This is a genomic window from Glaciecola sp. HA4-3, from assembly GCF_055693685.1.
In genome coordinates, this window is sequence record NZ_CM146340.1 from 502915 (window position 1) to 527467 (window position 24553).

The window sequence follows — 24553 nt, forward strand, 5'->3', positions numbered from 1 at the left end:
TAATTACAATACCGCATTGGACAGCTGGTCATTACGTTTGCCTTGTTTGTATTCGTGAATGTTGCTTAAGGTACTTTGCGCAATATTCGCAAGCGCCTCGTGTGTTAAAAAGGCTTGATGAGACGTGATAATAACATTACTAAATGTGAGTAAACGCGCTAACACGTCGTCATCGAGTATTTGATTGGACATGTCGTTAAAAAATACACCCGCTTCTTCTTCGTATACATCTAGTCCAGCGGCACTAATTTGTTGAGTCTTCAGCCCTTGAACTAAAGCCTTGCTGTCGATTAGTGCGCCTCGACTGGTATTAATAATCATGACGCCTTTTTTCATTTTATTAATACTGCTTTGACCAATACAATGATGCGTATCTTGAGTAAGTGGTGCATGCAAAGTAATAATATCAGCGCTTGTGAGCAACTTGTCTAAATCGACATATTCAACATTATCAAGTTGCGAAAGCGCTTGGTTTGGGTATTTATCATAGGCGATTATTTTGCAGCCAAACCCGAGTAAAATGCGTGCTACGCATTGACCAATTTTTCCTGTGCCAATGATACCAAGTGTTTTATCGTGCATATCAAAACCGACTAATCCATCTAATACAAATTGGCCTGCTCGGTTACGCATATATGCTTTGTGAAGTTTTCGATTCAGCATTAGCATCAATGCAACCGCATGTTCTGCAACAGCATGAGGTGAATATGCTGGGACTCTAACCACGTCAATGGCGTGCTTTTTACATGCTTGAAGATCAACATTATTAAAACCTGCACAGCGAAGCGCAATTAACTCAATTGAGGCATCAGCAAGCATGGCGACAACTTGCTCATCACATATATCATTGACAAAGATACATATTGCTTTGCATTGTTGAGCAAGTGATACAGTCTCGTTACTAAGTGAACTTTCAATAAACTGAATTTCGATATCAGGGGTTTGAGCGCTTGAAAAAGCATCGATATCATACTGTTTAGCACTAAACATAGCGACTTTCAGAGCGCCTGTTTGGGTATATCCGGCTTTTGTTTTTTGCTGTTCAATAATACGCTTAATTTGATTGAGGGAATCAATACTCAAATCAGGCGTTTGATTTAGTAATTCTTGTACTTGTTGGCGTTCATGCTTGCTCATAAGGGATTCAATGAAAAATACAATTTGTATCTTTATATACGATTAAGCTGTATCAAGCAATTTGTCTAAAAGGCAAAGTGTAGCAATGACCAGCAATGGCGTGTTATCGCAAAATCGCGACGACTTGTCTCATTAGGTCTACCTTAAAAGTGTAAAGGTGGTAAAACTATTGTTAACATAATATTCACATTTTTGTTTGCATAGAGCCAAGCAACGTTATAGGTATCATAAACACTATGTCTCAATATAAAACACCAGCTAGCGATATTGTCTCGCTGCGTCAAAAAGGTGCTTATGGCACGGGCACACTGGTACTCAACTTACTGCCAGCATCAATTAGTATCTTTGCGTTCTTTTTAGTCACCGCTTATGGCATGGATCCGGTGTTAGCGGGATTACTCACTGGTATTCCGCGTATTTTTGATGCAATCACCGACCCTATTATGGGCTTTATTACTGATAACACCAAGTCACGCTGGGGGAGACGCAGGCCTTATATTGTGATTGGAGCGATTCTCAGTGGGATATTCTTTGCCTTACTGTGGCAAATGGATCCCGAGGCTTCTCAGCGTTTTAACTTTTGGTATTTTTTACTTCTGTCGCTTGCTTTTACTATTGGCAATACAATGTTTGCGACGCCTTTTGTTGGTTTAGGCTACGAAATAAGCTCTGACTACAACGAGCGTACGCGTTTGATGGCTATTGCCCAGTTTATGGGACAAATAGCGTGGATGATTGTCCCTTGGTTTTGGGTGCTAATTGCTAATCCTGACTTATTTGAAACCCAAGCTGAAGGTGTACAGCAAATGGCCTTAGTCGTTGGCGGTATATGCATTATATTGGGAATAGTACCTGGTTTATTTTGTAAAGGGATTCCCGATGAAGCAATTGAAAATCGACGAGAAATATCGTGGGGAACCTTAGCGTCAAATTTAATTGAAATTGTTCGTGGGATCATTCGTACCTTTAAAAATCCGTCTTTTGTTAAGTTGTGTGGATCAACTTTTTTGATTTTTAATGGCTTCCAATTAGTATCTAGCTTTGCTTATTTTATTATTGTTTTTCATATGTTTGGTGGCGATTTTGGTGCTGCGGGGAATTGGCCTGCATGGTTTGCCACTGGCAGTGCACTAATGACGGCATTTTTTGTTATCCCAATAGTGTCGTGGATGGCAAGTAAATGGGGTAAGCGAAATGCATTTATTATTTCAACGCTTATTTCAATTTTTGGTTACTGCTTAAAATGGATTGGCTTTAGCCCAGATAATGTTTGGTTAATATTCTTACCGATTCCTTTTATGTGTTTTGGTATAGGCGGCTTGTTTACGCTTATGTTAAGCATGACAGCAGATGTATGTGATTTAGATGAACTTGAAAATGGCATGCCTCGACGCGAAGGGACATTTGCGGCGATTTATTGGCTAATGGTTAAAATTGGTCAAGCCATCGCGATGATATTAGGAGGAGTTGTTTTAAGTTTTGTAGGCTTTGATCCATCGCTAAGTACCCAAACTGTCGAGACGATGACACGCTTGAGGATTGCAGATGTAATTATTCCTGCAGGCACCGCAGCATTGGCGATTTGGGTAATGTGGTCATATGATTTGAGTGAACAACGTGCTCACGAGATTAAAGCAGAGTTAGTGGCTCGCCGAGGCCAAATTTAAATACGTAAATAAATGATAAAAAAAACGCCCTCTATTTAGGGCGTTTTTTATGTTTAAAAAGCAACAGACTTATTCAGCGTCTTGCGTGCTTTGTTCAGGTGCAGCTTTTAAAGAGCGGTTGATTTGCATAAGGTCTGCTTCGGTTAATGTGCCTGCAGATTGTTTAAGGCTGACAATGGATGCAATAAATGAGTATCTCGCATCTGCTAGATTGCGTCGAGCGTCAAATAGGTTACGTGTGCTATTAAGCACATCAACAATAGTTCTTGTACCGACATCAAAACCGGCTTCGGTAGCCGTTAGTGCGCTTTGTGCAGATATTACAGATTGCTCAAGTGCTCGGATAGTTGATATAGATGCTTTTACATCATTAAATGAACTACGAACCAAACGCACAGTTTGGCGATAGCTTAGCTCTAGGTTTTCACTAGCAACAATGTAATTTGCGCGGCTACGCTCGGTATTAGCAGAAACAGAACCACCCAAGTATATTGGAACACTTAAGGATATGCCGATACTGCTGTCATCAAGACGCGGCGGATTACTCGGTACATCGTTAAATACTTGTTCGTTGTCAGTCACGCCATATGTCGCGCGCAAGCCTAATGTGGGTAGACGACCACTGCTTGCTAAATCGATATCTTGTTTAGCAATATCTTTTGCAAAGCGCTGAGCTAGTAAATCAAGATTTGATTCTTCGGCAATAGTAAGCCATTCATCTGCTGATGAAGGCGCTGGTGGTGCTGGATCAAATCGTTCGGTGTCTAAGATTGAAATGCGACTGTGGTATTTACCCGTGATTTCGCGTAACTCCTCTAAGCGAAGCTCTAATAGGTTTTCGGCACGAATTTGTCTAGCGACGGTGTTATCAAAATTAGCTTGTGCTTCATGAACATCGGTTATCGCAGTTAAGCCAACATTAAAACGCTGCTTAGTTTGCTCAAGCTGTCGTTCAATTGCGCGTAGCTCTGCTTTAACAAACTCAACGTTATCTTGTTCACGCAATACCGCTAAATATGCACTCACAGTACGTTGCATTAGTAGTTGAAGAGAAGCTGCAAGAGTGGCATCGCTTTGTTGTGCAACTAACTCTGCACGGTCAAGTCCTAACCAGTTGGCGTGATCATAAAGTGACATGTTAAGCGTAAGGCCTGCCGATAAGGTGGTATTTTCGATATCGACGACCTCAGGTCCAAACAGTGTTTCACGAGTGCTGTCAGAATATGAAATTGAACCGGTGATTTGAGGCAACAAGTTTGCGCGACTGACCGTTACGCCTGCGTAGGCTGCATCTTTTTGAGCTTTAGCACGATTAATAATTGGGTCGTTGGCTTGTGCAAGCTCATAAATAGTGGCAAGGTCGTCTGCCATTGCTGTGCTAGCCAAGCTAAGCCCTAAAATGATGGAAATAAGTGTCTTTTTCATGGTGAGTGCTCTGTATGTGTCAGTATGAATTAGCTAAGATTGAGTCAGTGTACGAAATTACAAGTATTTTATATCACAAACAATGTGACAGAATATGTACTAAGTGTAACAGAATGTGAGAATTTTGCAGAATTAAGATAATTTAACCATTGATTTATAAAGCATTATAAACTGCATTGTGTTGAATATAGTATTAATCGATTACGGAGTGAATATGCAACCGAGCTTTGGTAAGCAAGACGTAGAAATCATTAAAAAAGAAACTTTGTATAAAGGTTTTTTTGAGTTGAATCGATACCATATAAAGCATAAGTTGTTTGCTGGTGGAATGAGTGAGCTTATACAACGTGAGGTATTTGAGCGAGGCCATGCAGTTGCAGTGTTATTATATGACCCAAATCTTGATGAGCTAGTACTGCTTGAGCAGTTTAGATTTCCAGCATTTGAAACGGCTGCTTCGCCTTGGATGATTGAAGTGGTTGCTGGGATTATCGAACCGGGCGAAACCCAAGAAGATGTAGGGATCCGAGAAGTAAAAGAAGAAGCCGGCCTTTTGATAAGTCAAATGACAAAAGCGACCAGTTTTTTGACAAGCCCAGGTGCTTGTACTGAGCGTGTTCATGTGTATATCGCTAAAGTGGATGCAAGCTTAGCAAAAGGGATTCATGGTTTAGACCATGAGTCAGAAGATATTAGAGTATTGCGAGTGCCTTTTGATAAGGCGCTTGAAGGCTTAAGCGACGGGCGTATTGATAATAGTATCGCGATGATTGCGATACAGTGGTTAGCGCTAAATAAAAAATCCTTACTTGCCGCTTGGGCGTAATGAAGCGGTTAGTACAAAAAAAGTTTTAAGTTGGAGACGTTTTGCCTAAAAAGTATGTACCCCATTTACCGAGTATTCTGGCAACTTGCGAGAACAATTATGTGTGCATGCTAAAACTGCTACCTGACTGTGATACCCAAGATTTAAGTTATCAATTTCAGATTAATGACAAACTTAAATATAAACTCCAAATTGTAGATTCCAGCCGCTATACCAGCACGATTGAAATGTCACAAATAAGCGCCAACACTCCAGTGTTTTTGCGCCCTAAAATGCTGATTAGGTTATATCACGACGCAAAAGTGGCAGAAGTACTAGAGGCACAACGAACCGCTAGACTTAAACCCTCATACGAATATCCAAATTTGCACATGCATCAACGTAATGAAAAATTTATGGTAAACGTATTTTTAGCCGAGTGGTTGCAGTTTTGCTTGGCACAACGTCACGCTATTAATAGTTAATTTTCGCCAGTTAAAGGTTTACCACTGATATGCATCACCTTGTTTACTTACATGGATTTTTATCTAGTCCTCAATCCCAAAAAGCTCAGCAAACGATTGAATATGCTGCTAAGCATTTCCCTAGCATGACAATTCATTGTCCGACGTTGCCCGGTGACATATATCGTTCAATTTCAATTATCGACCATCTAGTTAAGACCTTAAACACGCCTAAGGTAGGCTTTATCGGTAGTTCGATGGGAGGGTTTTTATCAAGCTATTGTGTCGAAAAGTATGGCGGTAGGGCCGTGTTAATTAACCCTGCGGTCGAGCCGTTTAATTTGCTAAGCGATTATTTAGGTAGGCATCAAAATCCGTACACCAACGAGATATTTTATGTTCGTTGCGAGCATATAGATGTGTTTAGAGATTTATATGTCAGCAAATTAGAGCGCCATGATGCTTATAAGGTATTGTTACAAACTGGAGATGAAACGCTTGATTATCGTTTGGCTGTGCAAAAATATGGCGACAAACAGTGCGTGATTGAGCAAGGCGGTGATCACAGCTTTGTAAATTATCAAAGGCACTTACCACTGGTCTTTAGGTTCTTGCTACAGGGGCACTAGCTTGCTACTATTGGACATATATACAGGTACAAAAACAATAACTCCTGCCTAGGTGAGTAATAATCATGTCTGAACAATATAATTCTGATGCCATCGAGGTGTTAAACGGTCTTGAGCCAGTAAAACGCCGCCCAGGGATGTACACCGATACCACACGCCCTAATCATTTATCACAAGAGGTAATTGATAACAGTGTAGATGAGGCTTTAGCCGGTCATGCTGCCAATATAAAGGTGGTTTTACATGAAGACCAGTCTCTTGAGGTTGTAGATGATGGGCGTGGTATGCCTGTGGATATTCATCCAGAAGAAGGCATGAGTGGCGTAGAACTTATCATGACAAAACTGCATGCCGGCGGTAAGTTTTCGAACAAAAATTATGAGTTTTCAGGTGGCTTGCACGGCGTTGGGATCTCGGTTGTGAATGCTTTGTCACACCGCGTTGAGGTGACCATACGCCGAGGTGGGCAAGTGTATCAAATAGCCTTTGAAGAAGGCGATAAAAAAGAAGATTTGGCTGTTATTGATACTTGCGGCAAACGCAATACTGGCACGCGCGTACACTTTTGGCCAAACCCGAGTTATTTTGACTCGGCAAAATTCTCGGTCACTAAACTTCTTCATATTTTGCGTGCTAAAGCCGTTTTATGTCCTGGCTTAACCATTAAGTTTGACAATAAAATCAGTAAAGAGTCGCAAACTTGGTATTTTGAAGATGGATTACGCGATTATCTTGTACAAGGCTTAAAAGACTATATTACGCTGCCTGATGATGCACCATTTGTTGGGGCTTTCTCTGGTAATGGTGAAGCTGCTGATTGGGCGGTGATGTGGCTGCCAGAAGGCGGCGAGATGGTCACAGAAAGTTATGTGAATCTGATACCTACGGCGCAAGGTGGCACCCACGTTAATGGTTTACGTCAAGGATTACTTGATGCGATGCGTGAGTTTTGTGAGTTTCGAAACCTACTGCCACGTGGCGTAAAAATCACCGCTGACGATATATGGGAACGCTGCAGCTATATTTTATCGACTAAGATGCAAGACCCTCAGTTTGCAGGGCAAACAAAAGAGCGTTTATCGTCGCGACAAGCATCTGCGTTTGTATCAGGAATTGTTAAAGATTCGTATAGCTTATGGCTTAATCAGCACACTGATGTGGCTGAGCTTCTTGCAGAAATGTGTATTAACAATGCACAAAAACGATTACGACAAAGTAAAAAAGTCGCGCGCAAAAAAATCACACAAGGGCCTGCGTTACCCGGAAAACTTACGGATTGTTCGGGGCAAGACAACGAACGTTCAGAGTTATTTCTAGTTGAAGGTGACTCTGCTGGTGGTTCAGCAAAACAAGCGCGAGATAGAGAGTTTCAAGCGATTATGCCTTTACGTGGCAAAATCCTTAATAGTTGGGAAGTAGATTCCTCACAAGTCTTAGCGTCACAAGAAATTCATGACATCTCGGTTGCGCTAGGAATAGACCCTGATTCTGATGACTTGTCAGGCCTTCGATATGGCAAAATCTGTATTTTAGCGGATGCAGACTCAGACGGCCTGCATATTGCGACCTTACTATGTGCCTTGTTTGTGAAACATTTCAGATCACTTGTTGATGCTGGGCATGTTTATGTTGCCATGCCGCCACTGTTTAGAATAGATATTGGTAAAGAAGTGTATTACGCGCTGGATGAAAGTGAAAAACAAGGCGTACTTGACCGAATCGAAGCCGAGAAAAAACGCGGTAAGGTTAATGTTCAGCGCTTTAAAGGCCTAGGTGAAATGAATCCCCTGCAATTGCGTGAAACTACCATGGATCCTAATACTCGACGCCTAGTTAGATTAACTAGTGAAGATGCTGAGGGAATGCTAGAGCTAATGGACATGTTATTGTCGAAGAAACGTTCGCCCGATCGCAAAGCTTGGCTAGAAAGCAAAGGCAACCTAGCTCAAGTATAAATGGTGTTAAAGACAGACAATTAATATGCGTACGTTTTTTAAATATTCACTTATTAGTATTGTTGTTTGTCTTGTCAGCTTGTTTGCATTAACAGTCGATTTCTCAAGTCACATCGACCCTTTAGCTGACCCTAATGCGGGCTTAAATAGCGCCGATTCTATTCAACCGTTGTTAAATAATATTAAGCAATTGGTTCGCCAGCGAAGTGTTGCGCAAACTCTGACTATCAGCGCCCCGCAAGCATCAAGTTTAAGTGCGTTTGTAAAACGTGCAATGGAACAAGCTGAAGCGCAAGTGTTAATTGGCGAGCGCAGTGCGGTAATACATGCCTCATATCGTATCAATTCCGTGGTAGGAGATTTGTATATTAATACAAGCGCTTATGTGTATGAAGGCCGCGGTGTTAATGTATATAAAGCCAGTTTGGGAAGTCTTAGTTTACCAGGCGATTGGGTATTAAGTATCGCTGAATATTTGTCGAATCAGTACACCAATAGTCAAATCGCCACCAAAGCGATAGAGACAGTTGAACATATCGATATTTCACCACAGCAAGTAATTGTGCGTTTAAAGCCACTTGATGGTTTTTTAGCTGAAATCAAAAATGTTGAGCGACCAAGCTCAGAAGAGGGCGAAGTATTTGCTACAAAAGTGCGACACTATCTAGACGTATTGTCGAGCTTGCAAAGTACTAAGTCAGACGCTCGTGTTCCTTCTTTGGCGTATTATATGCAAGGGTTAATGCAAGAAGCATTTTTACTTAGCACCGAGCAAAGCGCTGCATTGGAAAATGAAGCAGCCCTTATTGCATTATCAATATTTGCTGGCAATACAGCATTTAATCGTTTGTCAGGAAGCCCCGCAGGTAAATCGTCTGATATTACTATTGCAAGGCCTCGGCCTGTCGTGTTTGCGCGTGAAGATCTTAGCTTGCACTTTGTCTATTCTGCTGCGTTTAAGCTTTTATCACAAAAAGGCGTAAGTATTGCGATAGGCGAATTCAAGGAGCTTATGGATAGAGCACATGGTGGTTCAGGATATAGCTTTGTTGATTTAGCTGCAGATATGTCGGGTACGCATTTAGCTAGTCTTGCTGTTGATCCAAAATACGCGCGGAAAATTCAACGGATACTAATGCAAAGTACCGATGAAACTGCGTTTGTCGCTAGTATTAAGGGGCTAGAAGAAGGAATGAATAAACAGATGTTTGAAGCCAAATATAAGCATGTCGATAGTCCAGAGTATTTGGCGGTACTTGATGTGATTGACTTACGATTATCACGTCTACCCATAAGCCCTTAATATTCTGTATATTTATTAGGCGATAGTAATCAAAAAAAACGCACCTAAAAAGGTGCGCTTAAAGGGAAAGGTAAATTCAATGTTTAGCTTTCAACAATATTTACTTTGCTCGGCTGTTCACTTACTAACATTAATGAACAGTTCTGCCATGCCTGTGGGAAACTATAGGTGTTGCCAGATTCATATGTAAATTCAGCGCTAAAACCATCACAATTCAATACACTAAAGCTAAATGTTGCGTCTGTTTGTAAACTGAAGGTGTTTCGAGCTAACGGGTAATACACCATATTATTGCCATCGCTTATGACTGTAGCTTGAAGTGATTGTGCTGTGCTTAGCATTTCAGAAGCTTGCTCCCAAGTGCTGTTGACTTGTTCAAGTACACGTTCTTTGCCTAAAGAATTCAATATATCATCACGTAAAGTTTGCGCTTGCGCTAATTGATTGTTTTCAACGTACAAACCGAATAGGCGAGCCTTGATACGTGTTTTCAACTTTTCGCTACTTTCGCTTCTTGTTTGGGTTTTTAAGGCTTGCTCAAGACTAAAAATTTTGTCTTCGATACTGCCGTTTGTTTTGTTTTCATAGGCATTTTTTGTTAACCACAACTGACGTAATTCGTCGAAGTTCGCCAAAGATGCTTGCTCAAGAACCTTGTCAAATAACTCAGCAAACTCAGTAAACTCGTCGTTTTTTAAATGTTCACGTAAATCACCATAAACGGCGTTAAAGGCTCGTCTTACAGACGGTGGTAGTTCTTTGCCACTAGGTGTTGTGTAGTAATGTTCAAAGGTAAAACGATTATTACGTTGCGCACTTACTTTGCCATCTGCTTGTGCAGGCACAAATTCAAGACTATTTAAATAACGGTTGACGACCTCTTCATGGCCTTACTCACCGATTAGTCGATTCATGCGGATGTTAGATATATTGCCTTGCTCATCTAAATCATAAAGTGTTTCAACCAACACATCCATGCGTTTACGATTGAGTTTAGTAGGCATTACGGTTTCTGGTAGCGCAGTAATAGATGAGTTTTGAATCAGGCTTGCATTTTGTTGCAAGTCAACAACGCTGTTTTCACTTGTTTGCGCTAGAGCAACGCCTGCGCCTAACAATGAAAGGCTTAGCATTGAAGCAAGGGTCGTTTTTCTAAAAATAGCGGTACGCATGTTTGATGTCCTTTTACTAATAAATCTTAACCATGTTGATTAGTCGATATGGTAGACAAATTGTTAGCAGTAAAGAACATGTTCTTTGTAACAGATTACTACAATCGAAACATCTTGTACGTATTTGTGTGTAATTGGTTTTTATTTAAGTGTTTTTTTAAATTCATTTAATGTGCTTAGCATGAGTTCTATTTTGCGCACAATATCAGGCAATTTGTTTGCAAGGGTTTGCTCGTCAGCATCGACTAATACGGCTACTTGACCTGCTAATTCTTCGACGTATGGCCCAAAACGTTTACTGCTACTGGTAAATCCAGAATCACTTGCAAAAATAGTATTAAACTTACCTTTGCCAGACGCTTGTAGGCTATTTAAGGCATTGTCTGCGTCTACCGATTTACGATAAATGACGCGTAAGTTCTCGTTTAAGGCTTCAATTATTTTATTCATACTCACTGTGCTTTTGCCGATATTAAAACGCGGGCAATTGTGCCTGTAAATACTAATTGCTACAAGCAATTAAAGGAAAGACAATGGATATAACAGGCGCATCTGGTGTCGCTTATACCCTTGAAGTTAAATCTGCTCAATTGGCAAACAATCAGCAGAAGCAAGAAGGGCAGGCTGTTTTAGAACTACTTGAAGGCGCTCAAGTTGCACCATCAAGTAGTAATGGAGTCAGCGGTAGTATCATTAATACTTATGCCTAGGGCTCAAGCCCTAAATCAATCGGTGTCTTACCATAGTTGCCCAGATAATTCTTTAACTAATTTGGGTATCAAAAACCTTAGTAAGCGCTTTATCAATTCAGCCATGATGTTTAGCGCAGTGTCTTTATCGACATCAAAGTGTGACGCGCCTTTAACCGGGTCTAACATGTGTAAATAGTAGGGCAATATATCTGCTTCAAATAATCGCTCGCTCAATGCTTCAAGGCAATCCGCGTTATCGTTAATGCCTTTTAATAGTACCGACTGATTGAGCAAAGTCACACCTGCTTTTTTCAGTAAACGGCATTTATGTATTAGTTCGCTTCCAATTTCGTTGGCATGGTTAATATGCAAGACTATCACTACTTGTTTTTTGAGCTTACTAAGCCATGTTAAAAATTCATCGTTAATACGACTTGGTATTACAACTGGCAAACGGGTGTGTATTCGTATGCGTTTAATTTTTTCTATCTTATTGATGCTAGTACACAAAGCGGATAATTGTTTATCTTTGGCCATCAGTGGATCTCCACCAGATAAAATCACTTCGTTTAATGCTGCATCACTTTGAATATATTGGGTAATTTCGTCGATACGCGCCTTACTTAGGTGATTGTCTTGGTAGGGGAAATGACGTCGAAAGCAATAACGACAATTGACAGCACAAGCTGCACGCACAATAAGTAAAACACGGCTTTTGTATTTATGTATCAGTGCTGCTTGTTGGCCGTTTTGCTCTTGCAAAGGGTCAGACACAAACCCTGGTTTGTCGATAAATTCTTGCGCCGATGGTAACACTTGCAATAACAAAGGATCATCGGGGTTGCCTGCTTCCATAAGATCAGCGAAAGGACGCGGTACGCGCATGCTAAAGAGGCGTCTTGCTCGCGCATTTTCATTAAGGTTTGCATCTTTTATGCACAAATACTCAAGTAGACTTTCTAGTTGGGTAAAGCAATTGCCTAATTCTTTTTGCCAATGAGTCTCTACAGCGAGCTCTTTTTTCGGTATCATTTGGATGTTATGCATAATTTATACTAATTTAAACGACAGTGTTAGAGGGTTGAATGGCTAATTTCAGTACCAATGAATTTAAAGCAGGGCTTAAGATAATATTAGATGGCGAGCCTTGCAACATCTTAGAAAATGAATATGTTAAACCGGGTAAGGGCCAAGCCTTTAATCGTGTCAAAATCCGTAAACTCATATCAGGTAAAGTGTTAGAAAAAACATTCCGCTCGGGTGAATCTGTCGAAGGCGCTGACGTACTAGACACCGAGCTTGCATATCTTTATACAGATGGCGAATTCTGGCATTTTATGAACAATGACACTTTTGAGCAAATAGCAGCAGATGAAAAAGCGCTTGGTGATTCAAAACAATGGCTTGTTGAAAACGACATTTGCACTATAACACTTTTTAACGGCAGTCCTATTGTTGTTACGCCTCCTAACTTTGTCGAGATTGAAATTGTCGAAACTGATCCTGGGCTCAAAGGCGATACTGCTGGTACAGGTGGTAAACCAGCTACTCTTGCAACTGGAGCTGTTGTTCGAGTGCCTTTGTTCGTGCAAACAGGTGAGGTGATCAAAATAGATACACGTAGTGGCGAATACGCTTCACGTGCCTCAAAATAACTGGCAACCTAGCGCTTCAATTGAGGCGCTGCGCCATCGTGCAGCGCTGATTGATAACATTCGCAGCTTCTTCGCTCAAAAACAAGTGCTTGAAGTCGATACTCCTGACATTTCTCAGTATTGTGTGACCGATCCATTTGTAAACGGTTTGCTTGTCAATAATACCTTTGCGTCATCATTACACCAAGCGTCCTTCTACTTACAGACATCACCAGAATATGCCATGAAGCGTCTGCTGGCGGCTAATAGTGGCGATATATTCCAAATATCAAAAGCCTACAGGCAAGATGATATTGGGCCTAATCATAATCCTGAATTTACCATGCTTGAATGGTATCGCCTTGACTATAGTATGCAGGATTTGATTGACGAAGTCCTTGAACTTGTAATGCGTGTGTTAACGCTTGGCAAAGCACTAAGTGGTTGTTCTGACATAAATATTGAATTGGGAGGTACACCTGAGCAATTCACGTATCAATCATTGTTTGAACAATATTTTAATATTAATCCGCACAGTGTAAGTCTTAAAACCATGATGATATTGGCAAGTCAGCATGGATTATCAGATTATGCCAAAAGCCTTGGCGCGCAATCAAAAGATACCCAAGGTAGCTCCTGTGAGCAGATGCAAATTGACGCTATCCAGCAAGTTCTATTTAATCAAATAATTGAGCCTCAAATAGGTCAACATTCACCTTGTGTTGTTAGTCACTACCCCGTGTCTCAAGCCTCGTTAGCGATGATAGACGAACCAAGCAATACAGCGTTACGTTTTGAGCTTTATTATAAGGGGGTGGAGCTGGCTAACGGATTTCAAGAGTTACAATGTAGTCGTACGCAGCAACAGCGCTTTGAACGTGACAATGAACAGCGAAGAAATTTGAATTTACCAACACATGATATCGATGTTCGCTTATTAGCGGCCTTAGAGGAAGGCTTACCTGCCTGCAGTGGCGTGGCATTAGGAGTTGATAGATTAATAATGTTAGGATTAGATAAATCGTCTATTAGCGATGTACTTGCCTTTGATTTTTTGCGGGCATAATGGCAAGCGTTTGAGATGAATACAATTACAATAATGAATATATAGAGGAAGCAATTATGGGTTTATTAGATGCACTGTTAGGCAATGCCAGCGAAGTGGATGTTGGCGAGGTACAAACAGAGTTAGCGCCTGTTATGGCAACAGGCGAAGAAGTCACGCAAGCATATAAAATGGTCAGGGATTTATTTGTCTTTACCAATAAACGTGTCATGTTCATCGACAAACAAGGGATGACAGGTAAAAAGGTTGATTATTTAAGTATTCCTTATAAATCTATTACCAGTTTTAACGTGCAAACTGCAGGGCGCTTTGATGCTGACTGTGAGCTTACTTTGTGGATTTCAGGTAGACACGAAGCATTGAAAGTTGAATTAGCGTCGAAGTTAGCCGCTGATTTACAAAAAACACTTGCTGATTGCATGTTTAATTAACTCCATCAAATAGAATGCGGATTCCATACTCAAGCGAAGAAATCGATAGGTTTATTGCTTACGCCAAAGGCAAGGTGTTGATGGCAGGGTATGGCAGCTTGCTAAATCATGATTCGCGCCTGCATCATAGTAATATCGATAGTATTGGCATTCCTATTTACGTCAACAAGTGGGAACGAAGCTGGATTACGCGCTCGCAAAATGAAAAACAAACTTATGTTGGGGCTATTGCTAACAGCAACAAGCGCTTAAATGCACAGCTTATTCCTACTGTTTTTGATGAACGCTTTGAAACACGAGAGCAAGACTATCAGTTTACCCGTTTGAAACTTGAAGACATTGAATTTGAAAATGCAGATTTACTTAAATTCACTAACTTAATAAAGTTTATTGAGCGCACGCCAGTTTATATCTGTGAAAGTCTAGACATACAAGTATCAAGCAAGGCCTTTCCTGTAAACTTTTCTTATATCAATACCTGTATTTTAGGATGTGAGGAGGCAATGGATAAACGAAGCGTTGAGGACTTTTTTGAACTGACTAGCGGGTGGGATACAGGCGTGTTTGTAAACGATCTTGATACGCCGTTATATCCAAGAACTGCAAAAGGCCAAATGAGCGAGCGCAGCTTAAGTCTTTTGCACAAAAAGATTTTATAGCGCAAGCGCTTTTGCTTGTAACCAATTTTGCGAATGATATTGGGCACTTGCACAAGTAATATGCAAGGTAAAAGCATGTCTTGATTTGTCAGACCGATTAGCTTCACTAAAGTGAGGTAACACGCCATTAAACACCACTAAGCTACCTGCTTTTACTTCAAGAGGTTTCGCATGACTGAGAGGAGGCCAGTCCATATCGATTAACTGCACAAGTTCGGTAGTATCATCATCATAACGCTTAAATTGTTCTTTTAAGGGAAACCTTGCTCCTGCATTGTCTATTTGTAGACATCCATTTTGTATTGTGGCGTCTTCTATTGCTAACCAAAATGTAATCACCGATTGAGGTTGAGTGTAAAAATAGGTGGCATCTTGATGCCAGCGTATTTCACCACCAATTTTGGGTTGCTTAAAAATGTACATAGATTGACGAACTTCTGGTGATTGCTGTCCTAGGTCCTTGGCGATTTGTGCAAATATAGGCTGTTTGGTAAATGCAGAAAAAGTGGGATTTAAGCTATGTAGGGCATGACCAATTTTATTGATGCTATGTATTTTAGCTTGTCTTAAATGCCCACTATCATCAAACGCTTCTTCTTCGAAAAAGCATCTGATTTTATCACCCGAGCCTAAAAAATAATCATCCCGATTAGTGTCAGCCGTTTTGGTAGAAAAAATTGACTTGCTTTGGCGCGGATCAAAATCGTCGACTATTTGAAGTGCGGCACTTTTGAGTGCTTGCATTTGGCCTGCAGTAAACAAATTATCAAATGTAAGATAACCATGTTGCAGGTAATGTTGCTGCTGAGCATCACTGACAATAGTAGACGACTGATCCTTCAAAGCATATTCTCCTTGGGCTAATTCTTAGTAGACGAGTGACTATTAGGCTAACATAAATTACTTACACAATTATGCCACTATTGTTCGCGTGTACGCAGCACCATTAGGCGGATCTCGGTCATATCTTCAATCGCATAACGAATACCTTCACGGCCTAGACCAGACTCTTTGACACCGCCATAAGGCATATTGTCTACTCGCCAACTAGGGACATCGCCAATCACAACGCCGCCTACATCAAGCTCATCCCACGCTTTATGCGCTTTATAGATATCGCGCGTAAATACGCCCGCTTGCAAGCCAAATTGGCTATTATTGACTGCTTTGAGTGCTTGGTCATAATCGCTGAATTTACTTAATACGGTCACAGGGCCAAAGGCTTCTTCTGCATTTATATCGGCATTATCGGCAACGTTTTCTAAAATAGTGGCGCTTAGCATGGCACCGTTTCGCTGACCACCGCATAATAAGTTAGCACCTTGTTTCACTGCATCATTAATCCAAGATTCGAGCCGCTTTGCCTCAGATTCAGCTATCATGGGTCCAATAAAGGTATTTTTATCAAGCGGGTCACCTTCTACCAATGATGCTACTTTTTTGACAAACTTTGCTTTAAACTCATCAAAGATATCTTCATGGACAATAATACGCTGAACGCTTATACAACTTTGGCCACTTTGATAATAAGCCCCAAATGTAATGCGTTCGATGGCATCTTCAATATCTGCGTCGCTATCTACTACGCATGCAGCATTACCACCTAACTCAAGAATGACAGGCTTTTTCCCTGCCTTGGCTTTTAGTGCCCAACCAACATCGGGCGAACCGGTGAAAGACAATAATTTAAAACGCTCATCGGTAGTAAACAAATCGGCACCATCACGCGAGCAAGGTAATACAGAAAAAGCGCCTGCAGGTAATTCGGTTTCTGCCAGTACTTGAGCAATAATAAGGGCGCCAATAGGTGTACGACTTGCAGGTTTAAGGACAAAGGCACACCCTGCAGCAATTGCTGGCGCAATTTTGTGAGCGGCAAGGTTAAGCGGAAAGTTAAACGGTGATATAAATGAGCATGGGCCAATAGGAACCTTTTTTGTCATCCCCGAGTAGCCTTTGGCACGCGGTGTTATTTCAAGTTCAATGACTTCGCCGTTAATTCTAACGGACTCTTCAGCAGCAATTTTGAAGGTATCTATTAGACGTGTGACTTCGCCTTCGGCATCTTTAATGGGCTTACCTGCTTCTATGCATAGCGCGTATGATAGTTCGTCAAATCGTTCTTTGAATCTGTTTACGCAATGTTCAAGTATTGCTTGGCGTTGATACGCTGACATTTTGTTTAATGCTGGCTGTGCATCTTGTGCTGCCGCTATTGCAGCGTCGATAGCGTTGGCATCGGCTAGTGCAACTTGAGTGGCTACTTCTTGGGTGTATTTGTTTGTAACGTCCAAATCGGTATTTGCATAAACAGCTTTGTTCGCAAGATAGTATGGATAAGTTTTTTCCAGTTTCATGTTCGTCTCCCTTTACGCAATGTTGTTATAATTTGGCACTAAGCGAAGCAATCGTTTTGTTTAGCGTCTCGTCATTTAGACTATAGTCAACAGGCACATCAATTAGGTGTACAGCCGGGGTTGCTAAACATTCTTTTATTTGTGCTTGCAACTCATCTGCACTGGATATTCTCCAACCTTTACCGCCGTAGCTTTCGACATATTTTACAAAGTCAGGATTGCCGTAGTCTAATCCGTAGTTGTCAAAGCCCATATTAGACTGTTTCCATTTGATCATGCCATAGGCATCATCGCGTAAAATGATGACAACGATATGAAGCTTTAGTCTAACAGCGGTTTCAATTTCTTGGCTATTCATCATAAAGCCACCATCACCACAAACAGTGATGACATCGCGGTCAGGATATACCAACTTAGCCGCCATGGCCGAGGGCAAACCCGCTCCCATTGTTGCTAATGCGTTGTCTAATAGTAGGGTGTTGCGCAATGCGGCAGGGTAATTGCGCGCAAACCAAATTTTGTATACGCCGTTATCAAGTGTGACAATGCCGTCTTTGGGCATTGCGCTACGAACATCTTTTACCATACGCTCTGGCAAGATAGGAAAGCGTTTGTCATCTTCAGATTCTTGCTTATGTGACATATAGGCATCATGTACATCAGAGTAAAAGTCTAATTCCCATTTACAATCGGCGTTAATTGCTTCATTAATTTGCCAAATACTATTTGCAATATCGCCTACTACCTCAAGTTGTGGAAAATACACAGGGTCGACTGCGGCTGAGTCAAAATTAATATGAATGACTTGCTGGCCATCTTGTTCCATGAAAAAGGGCGGTTTTTCGACCACATCATGACCTACATTAATGATGAGATCAGCACGCGCAATCACGCGATGGACAAAATCACCAGAGGATAAGGCGGTGTTTCCCATAAATTTGGGATCGGTTTCATCTAGTACACCTTTACCCATTTGGGTGGTAATAAAAGGGATCCCTGTTTTTTGAACAAATTCGCCGAGCATTTTTGAGGTAAGCTTGCGATTTGCACCTGCACCAATTAATAAAACAGGTGATTTGGCTGCTTCAATCATCGACACTGCGGCGTTAATGGCTTTGTACTCTGCAATAGGACGCCTAACTGTGCTCGGTGCTAGCAATGGTGCAGACGTATCTTCAGCTGCAATATCTTCGGGCAATTCGATATGAACTGCGCCAGGACGTTCTTCACTTGCAATTCGAAAGGCTTCACGCACAACGGAAGGAATACGGTCGCCACTGACGATTTGCGTTGTGTATTTTGTAATGGGGCGCATCATATCGACTACATCGATAACTTGAAAGCGTCCTTGTTTACTTGTTTTGATAGGCTTTTGGCCAGTAATCATTAAGATTGGCATTGCGCCCAATTGAGCATATGCAGCAGGTGTTACTAAATTAGTTGCGCTAAGGCCCAAGTGTTGATAAACAAACACCAACTTTTCCAGTTAAGCGGCCATAGGTGGCAGCCATGAATCCTGCACCTTGTTCGTGACGAGTTAAAATTAGCTTTATTGAGGAGCCGCGCAATGACTCCAAAAGATCGAGGTTCTCTTCCCCAGGAATACCAAATATATATTCAACACCTTCTGCTTCTAGTGCCTTGACCATTAAATCAGATGCTTTCATTGCCATATCCTTACTGTTAGCTAATTAAGTGATACTAAATTGTTTGCTATTGGTATATTTTACATTGAGGTATTTGCTTATCAGACTAAGCAAATTACAATACGTACACTAGTAAATAAGAGTGCATTTTAGATTGAGTAATAACTATAGCTTGTTGACTGCAGATATCAAAGGCGAGCCAATTAGCATATTAACCAAACACCTTAAGGAGCAATTTATTGCGCCTATACTTGATCAACATTTAAAAAGTGATTTGGTTCTGACGCAGGCGTTTGATACTGATAAATTAGGCACATTTGATCGCACTATCGCTCGTACCAAAAGTCCTAAAGAAGCAGCTTTAGAAAAAGCACGCTTAGCGTGTGAACATACCCAAACACGGTTTGGCCTTGGTAGTGAAGGCAGTTTTAGCTCCTTCATGGGCTTAGGCGTAACATGCCAAGAGCTTCTTGCTTTTTATGATAGTCAATCAAAGCAGTGTATTTATGCATACGCCCAGTCCATGTTGCCATTAGATTCTATGCATTTTGATGATGAGGCCCAGTGGCAAGAAATGCACGGCAAACTTAAGTCCGCTGAGCCTAAGATTACGCAGCAAAAGTGGATGTATAAGCATGATGATAAGTGGTATAAAGGCTTAGAGTTTGCACAAACATTGGTCCATATAAAGCAGTGGCCATGTACCTTAGAGCCTGATTTTAGATCGATGAATAGTCCATTAAGGCAAGACGTGATAATTCAGGCATGTGAAGATTTGATGGCGCGATTAACTAGTGAATGCAAAAAGTGCGGGCAAGTTGATTTTGTGTTTGATAAGCCAATTGATGGCTTGCCATGTGAGTTATGCGCTTTGCCAACAAAACAAACAAAAGCCTTGCAAGCAGACTGCGCTTCTTGTGCTTATTCGCAAACCAAGACACTCGACAAGACGCATGCAAACCCTGCTAATTGTGATTGGTGCAATCCCTAATCAATGCATTATGCCGGAGGGTATGCTTTATCCATTTCGTCAAGATCTGCCTTTATCAGTAGCTTAAGCACATCAATGTTGATATCTGCTAATTTGTTAATGTTGAGGCAAGATTTGCCATGTTTATGCTTGCCCAACTTTTCAAGTAGCTCGGGGTGTTTTTCAACACCTCGCATTAAATATAAACTGCAATAATTTTTACGAGCTGAAAAAGCACTGCGCATCCATGTACAGGGTTTATTGGCAGAATTTTGATAAGAATAAGTCCCAAAACCAACAATATTACTCCCCCACATTACTGCACACTGTTGGGTAATCTCTTGATAAATTGCCAATAGGGTTTTCGCATCTTGTTGTCTAACAGGGTGTTCGATTGTGTTGATGTAATCATCTACAGAGCTGTTGTTAACTTGGGTCTTTAATTGGCTCATATTGTTCCCTTGTTGTTAGCATTGCGATATCAATATCGTTCACTTTAGCACACAGGTGTTGACAAGCTAAGCGTATATTTTGCTGAATTTGTGCATCCGCTAATAGTGTCTTTTCGGCATGCGTGGGAGGCAGTGTATTTTTGCTTTTAAATGTGCAGGTGCCACATACGCCGCCTCCGCCACAATTATGTGCGATGGGCATATTTAAGGTAATAAGTTCATCAAGTAAACTGCGTTTTGCGCGCACATATACCGGTGTATCAGCATTGTTAATAGTAATTGGATGAGTTTTGCGCTTGGCAAACCATGCCAAAGGTAAAAGCAAGCCTTCTTTGATTAATAGCATTAACCAAGTCATGCCGCTTATTGCAAAGATTAGGGTTAATACTGCAAATATTTGAATCAGGATATTATTGAAACCGTCTTGACCGAAATAGTCCATAAAATGCAATTTAAATAGAAGGTTTTGGATGCGTTTTGTATCGTTAACATGGCCGATAAATTGTGCAGATTGATGCCGTATGTAAATGGATGTATTTTGCGAGTCGTTAATACTGACTTGCCATACTTGGTTTTGTTCGCTGGGTAAATCTGCTATTGGTGGCGTCAGTAATGTTGTATTGATAATTTCATCACTACCTTGGTAGCTTAGTTTAGCAAGCGTATTTACGATGGATTCGCTGAGTATGATACGTTTACCAGTGTAGGCATTAACCAAGGTATGGCTACTTGCACTATAATCATGGCCTCCATATAGACTTGTTAAACGATAAACAGGAATACCATTTATATCGACCAAATCTACTTTGCGGATGTTTTGATGCTGTTGAAGAATGTGACTAATACTTAGTATATTTGTTGCATCTAAAACGCTTGATGCCGGCGGTGGGTTTAATGTGTTTTTTGGTTTAGGAAATACGGTAGTAAAGTGCCCCAATAACAGCCCCGACACTAACCAGACCAATATTTGTATGCATAATAATAAGGCCAGCCATTTGTGCGCAGCTTTTAAAAAAGACACTAATGAAAATTTACTCATTTTATGGCCCGCTTGACGGCGGGAGGTGAATCAAACGAATTCATAAAGAGGCGTTTGTACAATAGAATAAGCCCTGCAATACTGGCGCATAAACTCAACAATATAATCAGGGTAATAAACCAGTTTGCTGCATTAGCGCCATCGTCATAATCCATAATATGAAATCGCCAAAACCAATCAAAAATTCGCCATTGATGATGCCTGACATTTATTACTTCTGCTGTATGTTGGCTAAGGTACAGCGTTAGACTATTCCAGTTATCAAAACGTACTTGCCATAAAGGTAGGCCACGACCACTAATTTCATCTGGTACATTGTGTGTTAACAATGTTATTTGATAGGGCGTATCAGGCAAGGTAATCAAAGTAGGCAGCAAAGACACAACATCATCATGGCTTGAGGGGGAAATTAGTTCGCCCGAATTAGCATGAAGCATTAAAGGCTTACCGCTAATAGTAAATCGATAGATAGGGTCTGTACCCAGCCACGATAGCTGAATGTCGCTGGCAAGCGGATAGCGGTCAAAAACATCAGTAAATGATAATGTCGGCGCTTTTTCAGCGGTAAATTGAGGCGAAGGAGTAAGTAAGGTATGGCCATGAATATCGTGGATATCCATCACAACCATATAAAGCCCTGTGATGCTCCAAACTAAAAATTGAAGTCCCACAAATGCCATAAGCCACTTATGGATTAAACGTGATTTTCGAGATGTGCCGCTCAAGATGAAATAAACCTGCTCCCTGGATAGCAATATGATGCAATGTAAAAGACATATAATCAAGCACGACAAAATAGGGTATATGTGAAATCACGCTAAAAGCACCAAAAGATATCGATTAGCCGCAAGACTTATCTGCGCCCAGACAAAAGACAGTGCCGCAATGCGAAGTGCAGAGGGTTATTGTAATAAAAAAGGAAAAACAAGACTTCTCGATAAACAGTTACTCACGCTTTCTTGCAAGCGAATTTTACAAGTAAGTCCCTAGACTTTATCTATATCCTTGATATATTGGTATTAATTAATAAAAAATCGTTATGTCTGAATATTTGCCTTTGTGCTTATCCGGAGGTAAAGATAATAAGGTTGTTAGTTGCATTATCTTCTGATCAATTAGTCGAGGGTTTCGCAACGGTTTGCATACCGACATGTTAAACGAGGATGTTGAGTCAGTTAGCCTGCTAGGATTTTCTGACAAAACTATTTTTCACGCATTAGCATGCAGAATTGATATGGTAAATGACTTTTCATGGTATGTTGTTGATACGAGCAAGGTTGTTTGAGCATAAGGTAAAGCTCAAATTTAAGTGATATATTGATGTTTGGGCTGTTCACCGACATCCACCAACGAGTAAAAAGAGTTGTTTTAGGAGTAAGGATGCTACCCATAAGAAAACAGGTTAAATTAGCAACTAACAAAAACTTAAAGTACGTTCCCTTCGGTCACCGGATGTCGCTGGCGCGCCACCGCTTAAGTTGGTGTTATGTATCACTGTAAGGATGTGTAGTTGAAAAAGGAAGTCATTGGGAAGTTAGTTGCGATAATAGGGTTATTGCTTCTGTTAGCTTTACCTTGGGGTGTTGCTAATACTTTTTACTCTTTTTATTTATTGTTTCAGGAAGTAAGCCTTACTGGTACAGGCGATCCCAAATTAATGGCTGGCGGTTTGTCGTCGGCTCTAGTTTCCACTGTCCTTGGTTTAGTGTTGTGTATTCCAGGGTTGGTACTCCTACTAATTTCGATCATGGCCTTAAACTATCGGCCAAATTGGGTATTTTGGTTCACTCTTGCTAATTCATTTTTGTTATTGTTCATGATTCCTATTGGGACCGTGTTAGGGTTAATCGGATTAACAACATTGATTATAAAAAGGGAAAGTTTTGGTTCAGAGCAAAGCGATACATAACAAAAAATTTGAAGTCGGACAAAATACAAGAACGGTATTTCGCCGCTTAAATTGGTGTTATCTCTCAATTTGACTAAGCGGTATTTTGTACATACACTGTACATATGATTGAGTTCGAGTGGGACGAAGCTAAATCAGCTTCGAATATAGTTAAGCACGGAGTTTCTTTTCAAGAGGCTAAGTCCGCGTTCCATGACGAAAATGCCTTACAATTTTACGATGAATCCAACTCTATTCTAGAGGAGGATCGGTTTCTTCTTCTAGGTATTAGTAATTCATCTAAACTTCTCCTTATATGCCACTGTGAACGCAAGGATGGTCAGGTCATACGAATAATTTCAGCACGGAAGGCTACTAAATCAGAATCAAAACTATATGGTGACTTATGAAAGCTGAATATGATCTAACGAAACTCCAATCACGCAAAAATCCATATGCGAATAAACTGAAGAAGTCGGTCACGATAAGGCTTGGAGAGGACATCATCGGCTACTTTAAAAGTATGTCGGAAGAAACTGGCGTGCCGTATCAAAGCCTTATAAATTTGTATTTAAAAGACTGTGTTCAACAACATCGCAAGGTTGACATTAGTTGGCAGTCTGAGATAACAAAAACATGAAGACGGACACTGGCAAGAGCGGCCAGCGCCGCTTATGTAGGTGTTAGCTAACAAGATGAACATTCAACCGTTTATAGGTATTTCTACTTTTATTCTAGGTATGAGTCAAGACCAAGTTGCGGCACAAAATTTGAGATGTGACAGCAAAGAAAGTGTATTTCATGTGGATGGTTCATCGGAAGAACTTTGGTACTTCTCAAATATTGGTATCGAACTAAGCTTTGATTCAGACGACAAGTATTTGTTATCGTCCATAACAACAATGTCCGAGCATAGTGTTCTTTTAGAAAAAAATAGTTGGTCTTACTGAGAACGAATTGATTCACGATTTTCCCGAAGCGATCTTAGATGATGACTTTGAAGAAAATGGAAAAAGTTTTACTATTGATGATTTAGGTTTGATGATTTGGTTAACTGATGGCGTTGTGTCAAGCGTTTGTGTTTTCCCAAAGTACAAAGAGGACGGCAATGAGGTTGTTTGGCCAAATGTTAGCTAACAAAAGCATGAAGACGGATTTTGTA

General features: G+C 40.8%; 28 protein-coding genes and 2 pseudogenes. 18 read left to right on the forward strand and 12 right to left on the reverse strand.

The window, feature by feature from the left end; translation table 11 throughout:
- Window positions 1–3: 3 nt before the first annotated feature.
- The gene (locus ACZ1G6_RS02360; protein WP_472617893.1) at window positions 4–1137 is read right to left on the reverse strand and encodes a 2-hydroxyacid dehydrogenase; all 1134 of its coding nucleotides are present in this window, start codon (window positions 1135–1137) and stop codon (window positions 4–6) included.
- Between the two features lie 236 nt (window positions 1138–1373).
- On the opposite strand from ACZ1G6_RS02360, the gene ACZ1G6_RS02365 reads away from it, so the two are divergent.
- Entirely contained in the window at window positions 1374–2804 is a 1431-nt protein-coding gene (locus ACZ1G6_RS02365) for an MFS transporter (RefSeq protein ID WP_472617894.1), read from the forward strand.
- Between the two features lie 69 nt (window positions 2805–2873).
- Here ACZ1G6_RS02365 and tolC read toward each other — a convergent pair whose 3' ends face one another.
- Window positions 2874–4229, reverse strand: a complete 1356-nt coding sequence (tolC, locus tag ACZ1G6_RS02370) for an outer membrane channel protein TolC (RefSeq protein ID WP_472617895.1) — start codon at window positions 4227–4229, stop codon at window positions 2874–2876.
- 214 nt (window positions 4230–4443) lie between these two features.
- Here tolC and nudF point away from each other — a divergent pair, with 214 nt between their 5' ends.
- The 5 genes from nudF (at window position 4444) to ACZ1G6_RS02395 (ending at window position 9385) form a co-directional block, all read left to right on the forward strand.
- The gene (gene nudF / locus ACZ1G6_RS02375; protein ID WP_472617896.1) at window positions 4444–5055 is read left to right on the forward strand and encodes an ADP-ribose diphosphatase; all 612 of its coding nucleotides are present in this window, start codon (window positions 4444–4446) and stop codon (window positions 5053–5055) included.
- Between the two features lie 107 nt (window positions 5056–5162).
- Window positions 5163–5519, forward strand: coding sequence for a DUF1249 domain-containing protein (locus ACZ1G6_RS02380; RefSeq protein ID WP_472619034.1), 357 nt, complete (start codon window positions 5163–5165; stop codon window positions 5517–5519).
- Between the two features lie 29 nt (window positions 5520–5548).
- Complete coding sequence (locus ACZ1G6_RS02385; RefSeq protein WP_472617897.1) at window positions 5549–6127, forward strand: YqiA/YcfP family alpha/beta fold hydrolase; 579 nt, start codon at window positions 5549–5551, stop codon at window positions 6125–6127.
- 65 nt (window positions 6128–6192) lie between these two features.
- Window positions 6193–8082, forward strand: a complete 1890-nt coding sequence (parE, locus tag ACZ1G6_RS02390) for a DNA topoisomerase IV subunit B (RefSeq protein WP_472617898.1) — start codon at window positions 6193–6195, stop codon at window positions 8080–8082.
- 25 nt (window positions 8083–8107) lie between these two features.
- Window positions 8108–9385 carry a hypothetical protein gene (locus ACZ1G6_RS02395; protein ID WP_472617899.1) on the forward strand — a complete coding sequence of 426 codons (1278 nt, stop codon included), beginning with the start codon at window positions 8108–8110 and terminating at the stop codon, window positions 9383–9385.
- Window positions 9386–9468: 83 nt separating this feature from the next.
- On the opposite strand, the gene ACZ1G6_RS02400 is transcribed toward ACZ1G6_RS02395, so the two are convergent.
- The 3 genes from ACZ1G6_RS02400 to ACZ1G6_RS02410 form a co-directional block, all read right to left on the reverse strand.
- On the reverse strand, window positions 9469–10230 hold the full coding sequence (locus ACZ1G6_RS02400; RefSeq protein ID WP_472617900.1) for a hypothetical protein: 762 nt from the start codon (window positions 10228–10230) through the stop codon (window positions 9469–9471).
- A gap of 45 nt (window positions 10231–10275) precedes the next feature.
- On the reverse strand, window positions 10276–10557 hold the full coding sequence (locus ACZ1G6_RS02405; protein ID WP_472617901.1) for a hypothetical protein: 282 nt from the start codon (window positions 10555–10557) through the stop codon (window positions 10276–10278).
- 141 nt (window positions 10558–10698) lie between these two features.
- Window positions 10699–11007, reverse strand: a complete 309-nt coding sequence (locus tag ACZ1G6_RS02410) for a hypothetical protein (RefSeq protein ID WP_472617902.1) — start codon at window positions 11005–11007, stop codon at window positions 10699–10701.
- Between the two features lie 83 nt (window positions 11008–11090).
- On the opposite strand from ACZ1G6_RS02410, the gene ACZ1G6_RS02415 reads away from it, so the two are divergent.
- Window positions 11091–11267 carry a hypothetical protein gene (locus tag ACZ1G6_RS02415; protein WP_472617903.1) on the forward strand — a complete coding sequence of 59 codons (177 nt, stop codon included), beginning with the start codon at window positions 11091–11093 and terminating at the stop codon, window positions 11265–11267.
- Here ACZ1G6_RS02415 and epmB read toward each other — a convergent pair.
- A pseudogene (epmB, locus tag ACZ1G6_RS02420) lies at window positions 11264–12296 on the reverse strand (EF-P beta-lysylation protein EpmB). The gene ACZ1G6_RS02415 and the pseudogene epmB sit on opposite strands and share 4 nt — an antisense overlap.
- 38 nt (window positions 12297–12334) lie before the next feature.
- Here epmB and efp point away from each other — a divergent pair.
- Genes efp through ACZ1G6_RS02440 form a run of 4 tightly spaced genes read left to right on the forward strand, consistent with a single transcriptional unit; the run spans window position 12335 to window position 15039 of the window.
- On the forward strand, window positions 12335–12904 hold the full coding sequence (gene efp / locus ACZ1G6_RS02425) for an elongation factor P (RefSeq protein ID WP_472617904.1): 570 nt from the start codon (window positions 12335–12337) through the stop codon (window positions 12902–12904).
- A complete protein-coding gene (epmA, locus tag ACZ1G6_RS02430; RefSeq protein ID WP_472617905.1) occupies window positions 12873–13949 on the forward strand; it encodes an elongation factor P--(R)-beta-lysine ligase in 1077 nt (358 codons plus the stop codon). The genes efp and epmA overlap by 32 nt, the downstream gene beginning before the upstream one ends.
- Before the next feature lie 56 nt (window positions 13950–14005).
- A complete protein-coding gene (locus ACZ1G6_RS02435) occupies window positions 14006–14380 on the forward strand; it encodes a PH domain-containing protein (protein WP_472617906.1) in 375 nt (124 codons plus the stop codon).
- 14 nt (window positions 14381–14394) lie between these two features.
- The gene (locus tag ACZ1G6_RS02440; protein WP_472617907.1) at window positions 14395–15039 is read left to right on the forward strand and encodes a hypothetical protein; all 645 of its coding nucleotides are present in this window, start codon (window positions 14395–14397) and stop codon (window positions 15037–15039) included.
- Here the strand turns inward: ACZ1G6_RS02440 and ACZ1G6_RS02445 are convergent.
- The 3 genes and pseudogenes from ACZ1G6_RS02445 to ACZ1G6_RS02455 form a co-directional block, all read right to left on the reverse strand.
- Window positions 15034–15861 (reverse strand): phytanoyl-CoA dioxygenase family protein, encoded by an 828-nt coding sequence (locus tag ACZ1G6_RS02445; RefSeq protein WP_472619035.1) that lies wholly within the window; start codon window positions 15859–15861, stop codon window positions 15034–15036. The genes ACZ1G6_RS02440 and ACZ1G6_RS02445 overlap by 6 nt on opposite strands.
- 98 nt (window positions 15862–15959) lie before the next feature.
- Window positions 15960–17396 (reverse strand): aldehyde dehydrogenase family protein, encoded by a 1437-nt coding sequence (locus ACZ1G6_RS02450; RefSeq protein WP_472617908.1) that lies wholly within the window; start codon window positions 17394–17396, stop codon window positions 15960–15962.
- A gap of 25 nt (window positions 17397–17421) precedes the next feature.
- Window positions 17422–19063: pseudogene (locus ACZ1G6_RS02455) on the reverse strand (acetolactate synthase large subunit).
- Window positions 19064–19196: 133 nt separating this feature from the next.
- Here ACZ1G6_RS02455 and ACZ1G6_RS02460 point away from each other — a divergent pair.
- Window positions 19197–20033, forward strand: a complete 837-nt coding sequence (locus tag ACZ1G6_RS02460; RefSeq protein WP_472617909.1) for a DUF6671 family protein — start codon at window positions 19197–19199, stop codon at window positions 20031–20033.
- 8 nt (window positions 20034–20041) lie between these two features.
- Here the strand turns inward: ACZ1G6_RS02460 and ACZ1G6_RS02465 are convergent, their stop codons facing one another.
- Genes ACZ1G6_RS02465 through ACZ1G6_RS02475 form a run of 3 tightly spaced genes read right to left on the reverse strand, consistent with a single transcriptional unit; the run spans window position 20042 to window position 22183 of the window.
- The gene (locus ACZ1G6_RS02465) at window positions 20042–20464 is read right to left on the reverse strand and encodes a DUF1801 domain-containing protein (protein WP_472617910.1); all 423 of its coding nucleotides are present in this window, start codon (window positions 20462–20464) and stop codon (window positions 20042–20044) included.
- The gene (locus tag ACZ1G6_RS02470; RefSeq protein ID WP_472617911.1) at window positions 20439–21503 is read right to left on the reverse strand and encodes a 2Fe-2S iron-sulfur cluster-binding protein; all 1065 of its coding nucleotides are present in this window, start codon (window positions 21501–21503) and stop codon (window positions 20439–20441) included. The genes ACZ1G6_RS02465 and ACZ1G6_RS02470 overlap by 26 nt, the downstream gene beginning before the upstream one ends.
- Window positions 21500–22183 (reverse strand): PepSY domain-containing protein, encoded by a 684-nt coding sequence (locus ACZ1G6_RS02475; RefSeq protein WP_472617912.1) that lies wholly within the window; start codon window positions 22181–22183, stop codon window positions 21500–21502. Before ACZ1G6_RS02475 ends, ACZ1G6_RS02470 begins: the two co-directional genes overlap by 4 nt.
- Before the next feature lie 458 nt (window positions 22184–22641).
- Here ACZ1G6_RS02475 and ACZ1G6_RS02480 point away from each other — a divergent pair, with 458 nt between their 5' ends.
- The 6 genes from ACZ1G6_RS02480 to ACZ1G6_RS02505 all read left to right on the forward strand — a co-directional run bounded on the left by ACZ1G6_RS02480 (window position 22642) and on the right by ACZ1G6_RS02505 (window position 24528).
- Window positions 22642–22788, forward strand: coding sequence for a hypothetical protein (locus tag ACZ1G6_RS02480; RefSeq protein WP_472617913.1), 147 nt, complete (start codon window positions 22642–22644; stop codon window positions 22786–22788).
- A 225-nt stretch (window positions 22789–23013) separates the two neighbouring features.
- Window positions 23014–23412, forward strand: coding sequence for a MotA/TolQ/ExbB proton channel family protein (locus tag ACZ1G6_RS02485; protein WP_472617914.1), 399 nt, complete (start codon window positions 23014–23016; stop codon window positions 23410–23412).
- Window positions 23413–23516: 104 nt separating this feature from the next.
- Window positions 23517–23801 (forward strand): BrnT family toxin, encoded by a 285-nt coding sequence (locus ACZ1G6_RS02490; RefSeq protein WP_472617915.1) that lies wholly within the window; start codon window positions 23517–23519, stop codon window positions 23799–23801.
- Complete coding sequence (locus tag ACZ1G6_RS02495) at window positions 23798–24031, forward strand: BrnA antitoxin family protein (RefSeq protein WP_472617916.1); 234 nt, start codon at window positions 23798–23800, stop codon at window positions 24029–24031. The genes ACZ1G6_RS02490 and ACZ1G6_RS02495 overlap by 4 nt, the downstream gene beginning before the upstream one ends.
- A 55-nt stretch (window positions 24032–24086) precedes the next feature.
- Entirely contained in the window at window positions 24087–24341 is a 255-nt protein-coding gene (locus ACZ1G6_RS02500) for a hypothetical protein (RefSeq protein WP_472617917.1), read from the forward strand.
- Window positions 24342–24348: 7 nt separating this feature from the next.
- Entirely contained in the window at window positions 24349–24528 is a 180-nt protein-coding gene (locus tag ACZ1G6_RS02505; protein WP_472617918.1) for a hypothetical protein, read from the forward strand.
- The last annotated feature ends 25 nt before the right edge of the window (window positions 24529–24553 follow it).

What these genes read in the sequence shown, in the direction of transcription:
- ACZ1G6_RS02405 (WP_472617901.1), bottom strand. Translation starts at nt 10,557, where the DNA reads ATGCGTACCGCTATTTTTAGAAAAACGACCCTTGCTTCAATGCTAAGC.
- ACZ1G6_RS02440 (WP_472617907.1), top strand. Translation starts at nt 14,395, where the DNA reads ATGCGGATTCCATACTCAAGCGAAGAAATCGATAGGTTTATTGCTTAC.
- ACZ1G6_RS02465 (WP_472617910.1), bottom strand. Translation starts at nt 20,464, where the DNA reads ATGAGCCAATTAAAGACCCAAGTTAACAACAGCTCTGTAGATGATTAC.
- ACZ1G6_RS02435 (WP_472617906.1), top strand. Translation starts at nt 14,006, where the DNA reads ATGGGTTTATTAGATGCACTGTTAGGCAATGCCAGCGAAGTGGATGTT.
- ACZ1G6_RS02475 (WP_472617912.1), bottom strand. Translation starts at nt 22,183, where the DNA reads ATGGCATTTGTGGGACTTCAATTTTTAGTTTGGAGCATCACAGGGCTT.
- efp (WP_472617904.1), top strand. Translation starts at nt 12,335, where the DNA reads ATGGCTAATTTCAGTACCAATGAATTTAAAGCAGGGCTTAAGATAATA.
- ACZ1G6_RS02410 (WP_472617902.1), bottom strand. Translation starts at nt 11,007, where the DNA reads ATGAATAAAATAATTGAAGCCTTAAACGAGAACTTACGCGTCATTTAT.
- ACZ1G6_RS02450 (WP_472617908.1), bottom strand. Translation starts at nt 17,396, where the DNA reads ATGAAACTGGAAAAAACTTATCCATACTATCTTGCGAACAAAGCTGTT.
- ACZ1G6_RS02365 (WP_472617894.1), top strand. Translation starts at nt 1,374, where the DNA reads ATGTCTCAATATAAAACACCAGCTAGCGATATTGTCTCGCTGCGTCAA.
- ACZ1G6_RS02395 (WP_472617899.1), top strand. Translation starts at nt 8,108, where the DNA reads ATGCGTACGTTTTTTAAATATTCACTTATTAGTATTGTTGTTTGTCTT.
- ACZ1G6_RS02500 (WP_472617917.1), top strand. Translation starts at nt 24,087, where the DNA reads ATGAACATTCAACCGTTTATAGGTATTTCTACTTTTATTCTAGGTATG.
- nudF (WP_472617896.1), top strand. Translation starts at nt 4,444, where the DNA reads ATGCAACCGAGCTTTGGTAAGCAAGACGTAGAAATCATTAAAAAAGAA.
- ACZ1G6_RS02360 (WP_472617893.1), bottom strand. Translation starts at nt 1,137, where the DNA reads ATGAGCAAGCATGAACGCCAACAAGTACAAGAATTACTAAATCAAACG.
- ACZ1G6_RS02495 (WP_472617916.1), top strand. Translation starts at nt 23,798, where the DNA reads ATGAAAGCTGAATATGATCTAACGAAACTCCAATCACGCAAAAATCCA.
- ACZ1G6_RS02415 (WP_472617903.1), top strand. Translation starts at nt 11,091, where the DNA reads ATGGATATAACAGGCGCATCTGGTGTCGCTTATACCCTTGAAGTTAAA.
- ACZ1G6_RS02380 (WP_472619034.1), top strand. Translation starts at nt 5,163, where the DNA reads ATGCTAAAACTGCTACCTGACTGTGATACCCAAGATTTAAGTTATCAA.
- parE (WP_472617898.1), top strand. Translation starts at nt 6,193, where the DNA reads ATGTCTGAACAATATAATTCTGATGCCATCGAGGTGTTAAACGGTCTT.
- tolC (WP_472617895.1), bottom strand. Translation starts at nt 4,229, where the DNA reads ATGAAAAAGACACTTATTTCCATCATTTTAGGGCTTAGCTTGGCTAGC.
- ACZ1G6_RS02385 (WP_472617897.1), top strand. Translation starts at nt 5,549, where the DNA reads ATGCATCACCTTGTTTACTTACATGGATTTTTATCTAGTCCTCAATCC.
- ACZ1G6_RS02470 (WP_472617911.1), bottom strand. Translation starts at nt 21,503, where the DNA reads ATGAGTAAATTTTCATTAGTGTCTTTTTTAAAAGCTGCGCACAAATGG.
- ACZ1G6_RS02490 (WP_472617915.1), top strand. Translation starts at nt 23,517, where the DNA reads ATGATTGAGTTCGAGTGGGACGAAGCTAAATCAGCTTCGAATATAGTT.